Genomic DNA, 12,493 nt, shown 5'->3' on the forward strand with positions numbered 1-12,493 from the left:
CTACAGCGAGTTCTTCAGCTCCTTGGCGGGCCGGAAGCCGATCGTCTTCGAGGCCTTGAGCTTCATCATCTCGTTGGTCTGCGGGTTGCGGATCTTCCGCGCCTTGCGAGAGCGGACCGACCAGGTGCCGAACCCGGGGTAGCTGAAGCGCTGGTCCTTCTTCACCGCCTTGCCGATGTTGGCGAAGACGATGTCGAGAATCTCCGCCGCCGACTTCTTCGTCAGCCGCGACTGCGCCGCCACCGCCTCCACGAGCTCTGCCTTGGTCATCCGCGCTCTCCTCCGTCAGCGTTGAAATTCGAAAGTCCGAGGTTGGTAACAAATCGCTCTTTTGTCTGTCAATGCTGGCAACCATTGCGAGGCCGGTAGATCGGCCTCCGCGCGATCCGCGAGGAATTTGACGGAGCGCGGGGCTCCTCTAGAGAGGAGGAAGCAGTCCGTTTCCCGTCGAGCCCACGCGCGGTGGGGCTCCGGGCCCGTGAGGCGTGGATGTGATCGATTGAAAGGGTTTTCCTTTGTCATTTCGATCATTTGCGTGACGTGCGCTGATCCAGACGGGCACGAAAGGCCGGCAGGTAATAGTGTGTGCGAGCGAATGCTCCGCTGCCTGCTGATGATCTGGTTCCTGACGTTTCCGGCCTGCCGTGCAACCGCTGGGGTGATCGCCCCCGGTGAACCGGCCGGGCCGGCCGAGGTGTGGGTGGATGCGGCGAGGCGCGGGGCCGCCGACGGTTCGCGGGAGCGGCCGTTTTCCTCCCTGTCCGAGGCGCTGGCGCGGGTACCGGGAGGGGCGGCTTCCGTCCGGGTGCACCTGGCGCCAGGGCGCTACCCAGGCCCCTTCGTGCTGCCGGCCGGGAGGGAGCTGGTGGGGGCGGGGGAGGGGTCGGTGCTGTACGGGGCGGGGACGGAGCCGGTGATCCGGGCGCCGGGGGGAGGCCTCTTGAAGGGCCTGGTGCTCGAGGGCGGGGGCTGGGGGTTGGACGCGGCCGGTCCGGTGCGGCTGGAGGCGGTGCGCTTCCGGGGGCAGGGCACGGGGGCGGTGCGGGTGGAGACGGGGCAGCTCAAGGTGGTGGGCGGTGGCTTCGAGGCAGGGGGCCCGGGGGCGGTGGGGGTGCTGCTGGGGGGCGGCGCGCGCGCGGAGGTGCGTGGAGCCACGTTCACCGGCTCGTTCCGGCGGGGGGTGGAGGCGCGGGACGCGCAGGCGGAGCTGGAGTCCGTGAGCTTCCGCGGGCCGCTGACGGCGCTCTACCAGGAGGCGGGGCGGGTGCTGCTGCGGCACGTGTCGGTGGAGGGCGGGAGCGAGGCGGGGCTCTTCGTCCAGCGGGGCACGCTGCGGCTCGAGGACGTCACGGTCACCGGGCACGAATTCGGCCTGCAGTCCATGAAGGCCACGCTGGAGGGCCGGGGCTTCACCTCGGTGCGGGCGGTCCGGGCGGGCCTGGCGCTCGTCGGCTCCCAGGCGGAGCTGGAGGACACGGTGGTGCTGGGCAGCGGCGGCTTCGGCGGGGTGTCGCTGGTGGCCTCGGAGACGGTGCTGCGCGGCCTCCGGGTGGATGGGGCACAGGAGTATGGCCTCACGGCCACGCGCGGGCGGCTCCGGCTGGAGCGGGCGATCCTCACCCGCTTGACGACGAGCGACGGGGACGCGGGAGACGGGCTGCACCTGCGCGACGCCCGGGTGGAGGTGGAGGGGCTCGTGGTGCGCGAGGCCGCGGGCGTGGGGGTGTTGGCGGCGCAGGGCTCCGAGGTGGTGCTGCGCGAGGTCTCACTGGAGTCGTGCCGGGAGGCCGGGGTGTGGGCGGAGACGCTGGCGCGGGTGACGGCCGTGGGCCTGGAGGTGCGAGGCTCCGGCGGGCCCGCGCTGGTGGCCCTGGAGGACGGGGTGCTGCGGGTGGACGCGGTGCTGGCGCGGGACAACGCCGCGGGGCTCGTGATGGCGGATTGCCAGGGCGCCACCGGGGTGACGCTGGGCCGCGTGTCGGGTCAGGGCGTGGTGAGGGAGACGGGGGCCGGGCTGGCCTGTGTCTCGAGCTCCTCGCCCTGACGCAGGGGCGTGGCGCGGGCCGCCAGCCAGTCGCGGATCTCCGGTTGGACCTCGAGCGGCGCGCCCGTGCCGAAGAGCAGATCTCCGTGCCCGTAGTTCATCTTGTCGCCGCGCTCGCAGCCGAAGACGTGGAGCTTCTTGTCGGTGGAGCCGACCAGCTCGAACTGCGCGCGCAGGTTCTTGGGCGAGGCCAGCCGGTCCGCGCTCCCACCCATCACCATCACCGGCAGCTCCAGCTTCGCCAGCCCCGCGCGCCAGTCCACGCTCCCGTCGAAGGAGCGGAAGGCGTCGTGGTTGATCCAATCCTGGAACTGCCGCAGCACGTTGCGGCTCATCGACGCCATCATGTTCGCGTAGACCTTGCGCTGGATGGGCGGGAGGATGTGCTTCGGGTTGATGATGACGTCGGACAGGGGAAGGGTGACGTAGCCGAGGTAGGGCGCCAGCGAGCGGCTCAGCCACTCGTTGCGGAAGCCGCGCGGCCACGCGGCCATGGTGCCCACGTAGATGAGCCGGCGCAGGAGGGGATCCGGCGGGAAGAAGACGGGCGAGCCCAGTGCGAGCAGTCCCGCGAGCTTCGTCCCCGCGGGGCCCTGTGCCACCGCGTAGCCCACCAGTCCTCCCAGCGAGTGGCCCACCCAGAACGCGCGCCGGGCTCCCGTCTGGGCCAGGGCCAGCTCGATGAGCGCGGGCCCGTCCTGGGTGATGAGCTCATCCACCGTGACGTCGGCCCAGCGGTGGCCCCGGGGCGAGGCACGCGAGTGGCCGATGCCGCGCCACTCCACGCTGAAGCAGTCGAAGCCGGCCTCGGACAAGGCGTGGGCCAGGGAGTAGGGCGGCTCGAAGTCGAAGGTGCAGCGGTTGGCGGCGAGCCCATGGCACAGCAGCACGGGCTCCTCGAAGCGCCGGTGCGCGGCGCGCCGCACGTGCACGGTCAGCTCCCAACCATCCTGGCAGCGCACCTTCACGCGCTCGGGCTCGTCCGTGCGCAGCCGGTACCACCAGCGCACGGCGAGCACCCACAGAACGTTCACACCCAACAGGGTGAGCACCGCGAGCAATACCCAGGGGGTCCAACGCACCGCGTCCATCAGCCCTCCGCGAAGACCGGGCAAATAAAACCCTGATATGATCCGTTCTCCCCCGGCTTTCACCGGAACGGCCAATGGCCGACACATGGAGTCAGGAGAACGATGAGACCCCACAAGTTGATGTTCGTCCTGCCCAACCTGTTCACGGTCTCGTCCATCCTCTGCGGCTTCTACGCGATGATCCTCTGTGCGGGGCAGCCGGGCCCGGCGCAGTTCAACCAGGCGGCCCTGTCCATCCTCTTCGCCATGTTCTTCGATGGGTTCGACGGCCGTGTGGCCCGCCTGACGAGGACCCAGAGCGACTTCGGGATGCAGCTCGACAGCCTGGCGGACGTCATCTCGTTCGGGGCCGCGCCCGCCCTCCTGGTCTACAAGTGGGCGCTCGAGCCCCTGGGCTTCCTCGGCCTCTTCCTCTCCTTCGCCTTCGCCGCCTGCGGCGCGCTGCGGCTCGCGCGCTTCAACGTGCTGGCCATGCGCAGCCCCCAGGGCGGTGGCGGAAGCTTCTTCGTCGGCCTGCCCATCCCGCTGGCCGCGGGCGTGCTCGTCTCGATGATCATCGCCCACCATGCCGCCACGGCCGGTGAGGCGCTCGAGGACTCGGCCCGGGGCCCGGTGGCGGTGGCGTCGACGCTGCTCGCGCTGCTGATGGTGTCCACCGTCCGCTACCGGACCTTCAAGGACCTGCGGCTGTCCCGCCGTTCGGCGCTCGTCCTCATGCTGGTGCTCGCCAGTGGCGTCGTCATCGGCACCCGCTTCCACCCGGCCTATGTGCTGGTGGCCTATTCGTTCGCCTACCTCGCCTTCGGGCTCGTCGAGTCCGCCTTCCTCGTGCGCAACCGCCTCGTGGCCCGCAAGGTGCGGACGGGCGCCAGTGCCGCGGCCGTCCTCGAGGAGGAGGAGGACGACGACGCGCTGGACGACGAGGACGAGCAGAAGGTGGCCTGAGCCGCGCTCCTGGAACGTGCCGGGGACGCCGCATGCGGCTAGGATGCGCCCCCCATGCGCGTCGAGCTGCTGTGTACCGGTGACGAGCTCGTCACCGGACTGACCCCCGATACCAACAGCCCGTACCTGGAAGCGCGGCTCTTCGAGCTGGGCATCAAGGTGACGCGGGTGGTGCTGGTGGGGGACGTTCGCGAGGACATCACCCGGGCCTTGAAGGAGGCCGCCACCCGCTCGGATGTGGTCATCGTCTCGGGAGGGCTGGGCCCCACCGCGGATGACTTCACCGCCGAGTGCGCCGCCGCGGCCGCGGGTGTGCCGCTCGTCGAGGACGCCGGGACGCTCCAGTTCTTGCGCGAGCGTGCCGCGAAGCGGGGCCGGGAGCTGACGCCCAACGTGGCGCGCATGGCGCTGGTGCCCGGGGGCTCGGAGGTGGTGGCCAACCCGGTGGGGGCCGCGCCCCTGTTCATCGTCCGGATGGGCGGCTGCCGGCTCTTCTTCCTGCCGGGTGTGCCGCGCGAGTACCGGGCGCTGGTGGACGGCGAGGTGATGCCGCGCGTGCGCGAGGAGCTGGAGCAGCGGCCAGGGCGCACGTACCGCGCCTTCCGCCTGCTGCGCACGGTGGGCATCGCCGAGTCCGTGCTGGACGCGCGCATGGCCCCGGTGGCCGCGGCGCACCCGCGGGTGGTGTTCGGCTTCCGCACGCATGCGCCGGAGAACCAGCTCAAGCTGATGGCGGAGGCACCCTCGCAGGCCGAGGCCGATGCGGCCCTCGCCGCCGCCGAGGCCGCCGCGCGCCGGGAACTGGGCCTGGCGGTGTATGGCGCGGATGGGGATGCCTATGCCGTGGTGCTGGGGAAGCTGCTGACGGAGGCGGGGGCCACGCTGTCGCTCGCCGAGAGCTGCACCGGGGGGCTCATCGCGGCGCAGCTCACCGCGGTGCCCGGGGCGAGCGGCTTCCTGTTGGGCGGAGCGGTCGTCTACACCGAGCCGATGAAGACGGCCTGGGCCGGGGTGCCGCCCGAGCTGCTGGCCCGCCATGGCGCGGTGTCGGCCCCGGTGGCGGTGGCCATGGCCGAGGGCATCCGCGCCGCCTGCGAGACGACCTACAGCCTGTCCGTGACGGGTTTCGCGGGCCCGACCGGGGGCACCGCCGAGAACCCGGTGGGCACCGTCTACTGTGCGCTCGCTGGGGAGGGGATTCCCACCCGCTGCGAGCGTTTCTCCATTTCTGGCGATCGGGACCTCGTGCGCCTGTTCGCCGCCTCCTACGCGCTCGAGCTGCTGCGTGAGCGCCTGTTGACCCCGCCTTCCGCCCCATGAGCCGCTCCAAGTCCAAGCGTCCCAAGCAGTCCTCCGCGCCGTCTCCCGGGTCCGCGCCGTCTCCCGAGCCGGCCAGCGAGACCCGGACGGCCGCGCCCGGATCCGCTGCTTCCGAGCGCCCCGTGGAACCCGCTGTCTCCACTCCTGTCTCCACGGGGGCGCGAGGCGGGGTGGCGGGGGCGGCGTTGAGGATCTGGCTCTCGGCGTACCGGGTGGAGGTGGTGCTCTTCCTGGTGAGCTTCGTGGTGCTGGCCAGCTTCAGCTCGCAGCGCTTCCTGCGGCAGAGCGAGGCGCCGCACTTCGTGTACCAGTCGAAGGCCTGGCTGGAGGGGCGGCTGGACCTGGACCCCGAGGTGCTGCCGAACCTGGAGGACTGGGCGTGCGTGCGCGAGGTGGCGGGGGAGAAGGTGCGGTGCGAGGGCCGGGTGCGTCCGGGGGACCGCTGGTTCGTGAGCTTCCCGTCGTTCCCCGCGGTGGTGATGCTGCCCTTCGTGGCGCTGCACGGCTACCAGTTCAACGACACCTCGTTCGGGGTCATCGTCGGGGCGCTGGCGGTGGCGCTCTTCTACTCGCTGCTGCGCTTCCTCGCGAAGGAGGGGGAGACGGGGAGGGAGCGCACGGAGAACATCGTCCTGGCGCTGGTGCTGGCCTTCGGCACGCTCTTCTTCTACGCGGCCATCCGCGGCGAGGTGTGGTTCAGCGCGGAAGTGATGGGCGTGGCCTTCACGTGCCTCTACGTGCGCAACGCGGTGCGGGCCCACCGCCCGGTGCTCGCGGGCCTCTTCTTCTCCATGGCCACGCTCACCCGTACGCCGCTGCTGTTCACCGGGCTGTTCTTCGTGCTGGAGGCGCTGTGCCCCGGTCCGGACCGGCTCGGGCAGCTCAAGGCGCTGGGCGAGCACTGGAAGCCCGCGCTGCGCAAGCTGGGCCTGTTCGCGCTCGGGGCCGCGCCGCTCGCGCTGCTGGCGGCGGCCTACAACCTCTACCGCTTCGGCAGCCCGGGCGAGTTCGGCCACTCGTTCCTCTACAACAACCGCGTCAACGTGGACATCGACCGCTTTGGCCTGTTCGATCCGGTGTACCTGTCGCGCAACCTGGAGGCGGCCTTCCTCAAGCTGCCGAAGGTCTCGTTCAATCCGCTGCGGCTGGGCTACGACCCGCATGGCCTGTCGCTGCTGCTGACGCTGCCGCTGCTCGTCTTCCTCGTGGTGCCGAAGCTGAGGCCGCGCCTGCACTGGCCGTTGTGGCTCACCGTGGCCGTGACGGCGCTGCCCGGGCTCTTCTACCAGAACACCGGCTACATGCAGTTCGGCTTCCGGTTCAGCATCGACTACACGCCCTACCTGCTGCTCCTCTTCGCCATCGGCGGCTGGTCCCTGCGCAACCGCGCGGTGCAGGCCGCGCTGGTGCTCGGGGTGCTGGTGAACTTCTGGGGCGCGGTGGCCTTCCGCGGCTACACCGAGCTTGTCCGGAACTGGTAGGGCCGGGCACGTTGGCTTGACCGGCCGCCCCCGGGCGAGCAGATAACGAGACGTGACACAACCGCCCTCAGGACCCACTCCCCCCTCGGGACCGCCGCCCCCCGGCAAGCGCTGGCATACCCGCGAGGACAGCGGCATCCGGCTCGATGCGCGGCTGCGCTGGTGGCACGACGACGAGCCCATCGAGCACCCGCGCATCATCGAGCTCTTCAACGCCTCGCTGGTGCTCGACGAGCAAGGCCGCTACCAGCTCCAGATTGGCCAGGACTGGTGCTACGTGCAGGTGGAGGGTGCCGCTTACGAGGTGCGCACCGTGGACGTCACCCCGGACGAGCGGGTGTCCGTGCGCCTGAGCGACCGCACCGCCGAGGCGCTCGACCCGGCCACCCTCGCCGTGGACGCCGAGGGAATCCTCACCTGCCAGGTGAAGGGCGGCCGGGCGAAGGCGCGCTTCTCCCGGGATGCCCAGTACCAGCTCGGCGAGCTGCTGGAGCAGGACGAGGGCGGCCAGCTGTACCTTCGCGCGGGCCAGCGCCGTCTCGCGGTGCCGCTGCCGCTCGACGCCCTGGGCGCCTAGGCCATCGCCGCGGGGGCTTCCAGCTCGGCGGCCGCCTGACTCGCAGGGGGGACGGGCAGCGCCGTTCCCACCACTTCCCGCGCGAGCGCCTCCATGGCCTCCGGGTGCTCGCGCAGCCACTCCGAGGCCCGCTCCCGGCCCTGGCCGATGCGCTCCCCGCGCAGGCTGAAGTGGCTGCCCGCCTTGTCCACCAGCCCCGCCTGCACCCCCAGGTCCAGCACCTCGCCCGGGCGGTTGATGCCCACGCCGTACAGCAGATCGAACTCGGTCTCCTGGAAGGGCGGGGCCACCTTGTTCTTCACCACCTTCACCTTCGCCCGCGTCCCCACCACGCTCTCGCCGTCCTTGAGGTTGCTCGTGCGGCGGATCTCCAGGCGCACCGAGGAGTAGAACTTCAGCGCGTTGCCGCCCGTGGTCGTCTCCGGGTTGCCGAACACCACGCCGATCTTCATGCGGATCTGATTGATGAAGATGATGCAGCACCCCGAGCGGCTCACCGCGCCCGTCAGCTTGCGCAGCGCCTGGCTCATCAGCCGCGCCTGCACGCCCATGTGCGCGTCCCCCATCTCGCCCTCGATCTCCGCGCGCGGCACCAGCGCCGCCACCGAGTCCACCACGATGAGGTCCACCGCCCCCGAGCGCACGAGCTGCTCGGTGATCTCCAGCGCCTGCTCACCGGTGTCCGGCTGGGAGATGAGCAGCTCCTCCACGCGCACGCCCAGCTTGCGCGCGTAGTTGACGTCCAGCGCGTGCTCGGCGTCGATGAAGGCCGCCACGCCGCCCTGCGCCTGCACCTGGGCAATCGCATGCAGGGTGAGCGTCGTCTTGCCCGAGGACTCGTTGCCGAAGAGCTCCACCACGCGCCCGCGCGGGTAGCCGCCCACCCCGAGCGCCCGGTCCAGCCCCACCGAGCCCGTGGGGATGACCGCCACGCGCTGCTCGCGCACCTCGCCGCCCAGGGGCATCACCGCGCCCTTGCCGAACTGCTTCTCGATCGCCGCCACCGCCGCCGCCACCGCCTTCAGCTTCTCCGTCAGCTTGTTCATCGTCGCTCCTCGCCGCCCGTGTTGAGTGGGGCTTCGCCTCGGGGCCGGAATGGCCCGGGCGTGCCGCGAGGAGCTTGAGCAACGGCCGTGCCGCGCCTGGCTCACTCGGAGCGCAGGGGGCGCGGGTGTCTCGTTTGGCGCGAGGTGTCCCGTCCGGTGGAGCTCAGGCGGATGTCTCGAGCTCCTTGTCGCCGCCGGCCGTGAGCGCGTCCTGGGGCACGCCGCCCTGGCCGCCGATGTCGCGGTGGAGCTGGACGATGACGTCGCGCACCTCGTGCATGAGGGCCTCGCGCCGGGGCCCCCTGCGTCCCGCGGTGTCGATGGGCGCGCCCACCTTCACCCGGATGGGGTGGCGCCGCAGCCGGATGCTGCCCCGCGGAAGCATGCCGCGCGTGCCCTCGATGGCGATGGGGATGATGGGCACACCGGCCTCCACGGCCAGCGCGAAGGAGCCCTTCTTGAAGGGGAAGATGCGCCCGTCCATCGAGCGGGTGCCTTCGGGGAAGGCGAGGATGTTGGAGCCGGCGCGGATGCGCTCGCCGGCCAGCTTGAGGCTGCGCATGGCCTCGCGCGGGCTGGAGCGGTTGAGGAAGATCATCCCCGTGCCCGCCATGTACCAGCCGAGGAAGGGAATCCGCTTGAGCACGTGCTTGGCGATGAAGCGGATGTTCACGGGAATCACCGCGAACGCCACGGGGATGTCGAAGGCGGACTGGTGATTCATCAGGAAGATGTGGGGCTTGCTCCAGTCGACCTCTGGCAGGGGCTCCACGAGCAGGGGCGAGCCGGTGATGCGCCAGTGCATGGGGGCCCAGAAGCGCCGCGCCATCATCAGGGGCACCTCGCCGTTGAGGGTGAGGATCGCCACCAGCCCGGACACGGTAATCCAGAACACCAGCCACAGGACGAGGAAGACGGCCTGGAAGAGTGCGATGAGGGGTGACAGGAGCATCATCACCCGGCCTTCTAGCTCGTCCAACCGCCACCGGGTACGGGGTAGACGCGGGGACGTCGATTGCATTGAAGTTCCGCTCACCGGGAGGAACATCCTGAGCATGACAGGCACGCGCGACACGCTTCCCCATGTGGTCATCCTGGGTGGTGGTTTTGGCGGTCTGTACGCGGCACGTTCGCTGCGGGAGGCCCCGGTGCGCGTCACCGTGGTGGACCGGCAGAACCACCATCTCTTCCAACCGCTGCTGTACCAGGTGGCCACGGCCACGCTCAGCCCGGGGGAGATCGCCTCGCCCATCCGGGGCCTGTTGGGCAGGGACGTGACGGTGCTGCTCGCCGAGGTGACGGGCGTGGACGTGGCGGGCAAGCGCGTGCTGCTGTCGGACGGTGAGCTGTCGTACGACTACCTCGTCATCGCCACCGGAGCGACGCACTCCTACTTCGGCCATGACGAGTGGGCCCGGCACGCCCTGGGGCTGAAGACGATCGACGATGCGCTGGAGATCCGCCGCCGGGTGTTGCTGGCCTTCGAGCTGGCCGAGCGCGAGACGGATCCGGTCCGCCGCCGCGAGCTGCTCACCTTCGTCATCATTGGCGCGGGGCCCACGGGGGTGGAGATGGCCGGGGCGCTCGCGGAGATCTCCCGTCACACGTTGACGCGGGACTTCCACAACATCGATCCCTCGCAGGCGCGCATCCTGCTATTGGAGGGGCTACCGCGCGTGCTGCCCGTCTACCCGGAGCACCTCTCGGAGAAGGCCCGCCGCTCGCTGGAGAAGCTGGGCGTGGAGGTTCGCACGGACACGCGCGTCACCCGCATCGACGAGACGGGCGTGTACATTGGCGAGGAGCACGTCCGAGCGCGGAGCGTCATCTGGGCGGCGGGAGTGGCGGCCTCTCTGGTGGCGCGCTCGCTGGGGGTGGAGCTGGACCGGGCGGGCCGCGTGAAGGTGGCGCCCGAGCTCACGCTTCCCGGCCGTCAGGACGTCTTCGTCATCGGCGACCTGGCGCACTTCGTCCAGGACGGCGAGCCCATTCCGGGAGTGGCGCCCGCGGCGATGCAGCAGGGCAAGCATGCCGCGCGCAACATCCGCCGTCAGCTCCAGGGCAAGCCGATGGAGGGCTTCCGCTACTGGGACCGCGGCACCTACGCGGTCATCGGGCGAGGCAAGGCGGTGGGGGTGGCCTTCCGGCGCTTCGAGTCCTCGGGCTTCAGTGCGTGGCTGGCCTGGCTGGGCATCCACGTGCTCTTCCTCATCGGCTTCCGCAGCAAGCTGGCCGTGCTCATCAACTGGGCGTACTCGTTCATCGCCTTCAAGCGCTCGGCCCGCCTCATCACCGGCCCGTTGTCCGGGCTGGCGCGGCCGGAGAGGGCAGGGGAGGGGCCGCTCACGGCTCGTCCGGGGACGGAGGGCCGCGAGCGGGACGCCGCGGTGGGTTGACGTCGCCCTGCCAGGGGGGCGGGCCTCCCAGGGTGTTGGTGTGCAGCCAGCTCCGCCGGTCGATCTGCCGGCAGTCGATGGCCAGGTGCACGTCCGCGTCCTCGATGCGCTCGTGGCCTTCCAGGTCCGCCCGGGTCAGCGCCAGCTTGAGGATGCGGTCGTGGGCACGGGCGGACAGGCCATACTGCTCCATGGCCCGCTCCAGCTTCTTCCCGGCCTTCTGGGACAGCTGGCAGTAGCGGTGCAGCAGCCGCGTGGGCATCTGCGCGTTGCAGTACACCCCGGGCTCGTCGCGGAAGCGGAACCGCTGCCGGTCGCGGGCGGCCTCCACGCGCTCGCGGTAGTACGCGCTCGTCGGCTCCTCCCCTTCATTCCGCGCGATGTGGTGGTACTCCACGGGGCGCGTCTGCAGGGTGATGTCGATGCGGTCCATCAGCGGTCCACTCACCCGCGAGTGGTAGTCATGGACGCGGAACTCCTGGCACGTGCACCTGCGCCCGGGGACGTTGAAGAAGCCGCACGGGCACGGGTTCATCGCCGCCACCAGCATCACCCGGCAGGGGTAGGTGACGTGCTGGACGGCGCGGGCCAGGTGGATGGTGCCCTCCTCCAGCGGTTGCCGGAGCACCTCCAGCACGTTCTTGCGGAACTCGGGCAGCTCGTCGAGGAAGAGCACCCCGTGGTGTGCCAGGGACAGCTCTCCGGGCCTCGTGGCCGGGCCGCCGCCCACCAGCCCCGCGTCGGAGATGGTGTGGTGGGGCGCGCGGAAGGGGCGCTCGCGCATCATCGTCTGCTCGTCTCCCAGCAGTCCGAGCACGGAGTAGATCTTCGTCACCTCCAGCGCCTCGTCGAACGTCATGGCCGGGAGGATGCTGGGCAGCCTCCGGGCCAGCATCGTCTTGCCCGAGCCCGGTGGCCCGCACATCAAGATGTTGTGGCCCCCGGCGGCGGCCAGCTCCAGCGCCGTCTTGACGTCCGCCTGCCCTCGGACGTCGGACATGTCCAGAGGGGTCTGCCGTCCGCGGGAGAGGGCAGGGGAGCCTTCCTCGCGGGTGAAGGGGGCCAGGGGCTTCTCCCCGGTGAGGTGGTCCACCGCCTCGCGCAGGTGGTGGACGGCGAGCACGTGGATGCCCGCGACCAGCGCCGCCTCGGCCGCGTTGGCCGCTGGCACCATCACCCCCTGGTAGCCCCCATCCCGCGCCGCCACCGCCAGCGGCAGCACGCCCTTGATGGGCTTCACCCCTCCGTCCAGCGACAGCTCCCCGCCGAAGAGGTAGCGCGACAGGGGCTCCTCCTCCATCAGCTTCGCCGCCGCCAGCACCCCCAGCGCGATGGGCAGCTCGAAGGCCGCCCCCTCCTTGCGGATGTCCGCCGGGGCCAGGTTCACGGTGATCCGCTTGGAGGGCAGCTCGAAGCCGCAGTTCTTCAGCGCGGAGATGACGCGTACCTTGGACTCACGCACCGCCCCCTCTGGCAGCCCCACGACGTTGAAATAGGGCAACCCGAGGGCCATATCCACCTCGCACTCCACCACCACCGCGTCGATTCCCATCAACGCGCCCGACCGCACCCGCGCCAGCATGTCCCGCCCTC

General features: G+C 70.8%; 11 protein-coding genes. 6 read left to right on the plus strand and 5 right to left on the minus strand.

Going from position 1 to position 12,493, the window contains the following annotated elements; translation table 11 throughout:
* Positions 1–270 (minus strand): HU family DNA-binding protein, encoded by a 270-nt coding sequence (locus NR798_RS11045; protein ID WP_043394050.1) that lies wholly within the window; start codon positions 268–270, stop codon positions 1–3.
* 325 nt (positions 271–595) lie between these two features.
* Here NR798_RS11045 and NR798_RS11050 point away from each other — a divergent pair, with 325 nt between their 5' ends.
* Positions 596–2,044 carry a hypothetical protein gene (locus tag NR798_RS11050; RefSeq protein WP_375771422.1) on the plus strand — a complete coding sequence of 483 codons (1,449 nt, stop codon included), beginning with the start codon at positions 596–598 and terminating at the stop codon, positions 2,042–2,044.
* Here the strand turns inward: NR798_RS11050 and NR798_RS11055 are convergent.
* The gene (locus NR798_RS11055; RefSeq protein WP_375771423.1) at positions 1,984–3,135 is read right to left on the minus strand and encodes an alpha/beta fold hydrolase; all 1,152 of its coding nucleotides are present in this window, start codon (positions 3,133–3,135) and stop codon (positions 1,984–1,986) included. The two genes, NR798_RS11050 and NR798_RS11055, sit on opposite strands and share 61 nt — an antisense overlap.
* 102 nt (positions 3,136–3,237) lie before the next feature.
* Between NR798_RS11055 and pssA the strand changes: the two genes are divergently transcribed.
* From pssA to NR798_RS11075, 4 genes are read left to right on the plus strand one after another with little or no spacing between them, the layout of a single operon-like run.
* Positions 3,238–4,080 carry a CDP-diacylglycerol--serine O-phosphatidyltransferase gene (gene pssA, locus NR798_RS11060; protein ID WP_375771424.1) on the plus strand — a complete coding sequence of 281 codons (843 nt, stop codon included), beginning with the start codon at positions 3,238–3,240 and terminating at the stop codon, positions 4,078–4,080.
* A 54-nt stretch (positions 4,081–4,134) separates the two neighbouring features.
* Entirely contained in the window at positions 4,135–5,400 is a 1,266-nt protein-coding gene (locus NR798_RS11065) for a CinA family nicotinamide mononucleotide deamidase-related protein (protein WP_375771425.1), read from the plus strand.
* Positions 5,397–6,881 (plus strand): hypothetical protein, encoded by a 1,485-nt coding sequence (locus tag NR798_RS11070; protein WP_375771426.1) that lies wholly within the window; start codon positions 5,397–5,399, stop codon positions 6,879–6,881. Before NR798_RS11065 ends, NR798_RS11070 begins: the two co-directional genes overlap by 4 nt.
* 52 nt (positions 6,882–6,933) lie before the next feature.
* Positions 6,934–7,458 (plus strand): DUF1285 domain-containing protein, encoded by a 525-nt coding sequence (locus tag NR798_RS11075; protein WP_375771427.1) that lies wholly within the window; start codon positions 6,934–6,936, stop codon positions 7,456–7,458.
* Here the strand turns inward: NR798_RS11075 and recA are convergent.
* Positions 7,455–8,504, minus strand: coding sequence for a recombinase RecA (gene recA, locus NR798_RS11080; protein WP_375771428.1), 1,050 nt, complete (start codon positions 8,502–8,504; stop codon positions 7,455–7,457). The two genes, NR798_RS11075 and recA, sit on opposite strands and share 4 nt — an antisense overlap.
* 163 nt (positions 8,505–8,667) lie before the next feature.
* A complete protein-coding gene (locus tag NR798_RS11085; RefSeq protein ID WP_375771429.1) occupies positions 8,668–9,459 on the minus strand; it encodes a lysophospholipid acyltransferase family protein in 792 nt (263 codons plus the stop codon).
* Positions 9,460–9,559: 100 nt separating this feature from the next.
* On the opposite strand from NR798_RS11085, the gene NR798_RS11090 reads away from it, so the two are divergent.
* Positions 9,560–10,900, plus strand: a complete 1,341-nt coding sequence (locus NR798_RS11090) for an NAD(P)/FAD-dependent oxidoreductase (protein WP_375771430.1) — start codon at positions 9,560–9,562, stop codon at positions 10,898–10,900.
* Here the strand turns inward: NR798_RS11090 and NR798_RS11095 are convergent.
* Entirely contained in the window at positions 10,848–12,482 is a 1,635-nt protein-coding gene (locus NR798_RS11095; protein WP_375771431.1) for a YifB family Mg chelatase-like AAA ATPase, read from the minus strand. The genes NR798_RS11090 and NR798_RS11095 overlap by 53 nt on opposite strands.
* Between the last annotated feature and the right edge of the window lie 11 nt (positions 12,483–12,493).

The organism is Archangium gephyra, assembly GCF_042230915.1.
In the GTDB taxonomy this organism is placed as follows: Bacteria; Myxococcota; Myxococcia; order Myxococcales; family Myxococcaceae; genus Archangium; species Archangium gephyra_B.

Bases quoted from the DNA above. Each gene is read 5' to 3' on its own strand.
- NR798_RS11045 (WP_043394050.1), bottom strand. From the start codon at position 270: ATGACCAAGGCAGAGCTCGTGGAGGCGGTGGCGGCGCAGTCGCGGCTG.
- NR798_RS11050 (WP_375771422.1), top strand. From the start codon at position 596: ATGCTCCGCTGCCTGCTGATGATCTGGTTCCTGACGTTTCCGGCCTGC.
- NR798_RS11055 (WP_375771423.1), bottom strand. From the start codon at position 3,135: ATGGACGCGGTGCGTTGGACCCCCTGGGTATTGCTCGCGGTGCTCACC.
- pssA (WP_375771424.1), top strand. From the start codon at position 3,238: ATGAGACCCCACAAGTTGATGTTCGTCCTGCCCAACCTGTTCACGGTC.
- NR798_RS11065 (WP_375771425.1), top strand. From the start codon at position 4,135: ATGCGCGTCGAGCTGCTGTGTACCGGTGACGAGCTCGTCACCGGACTG.
- NR798_RS11070 (WP_375771426.1), top strand. From the start codon at position 5,397: ATGAGCCGCTCCAAGTCCAAGCGTCCCAAGCAGTCCTCCGCGCCGTCT.
- recA (WP_375771428.1), bottom strand. From the start codon at position 8,504: ATGAACAAGCTGACGGAGAAGCTGAAGGCGGTGGCGGCGGCGGTGGCG.
- NR798_RS11085 (WP_375771429.1), bottom strand. From the start codon at position 9,459: ATGATGCTCCTGTCACCCCTCATCGCACTCTTCCAGGCCGTCTTCCTC.
- NR798_RS11090 (WP_375771430.1), top strand. From the start codon at position 9,560: ATGACAGGCACGCGCGACACGCTTCCCCATGTGGTCATCCTGGGTGGT.
- NR798_RS11095 (WP_375771431.1), bottom strand. From the start codon at position 12,482: ATGCTGGCGCGGGTGCGGTCGGGCGCGTTGATGGGAATCGACGCGGTG.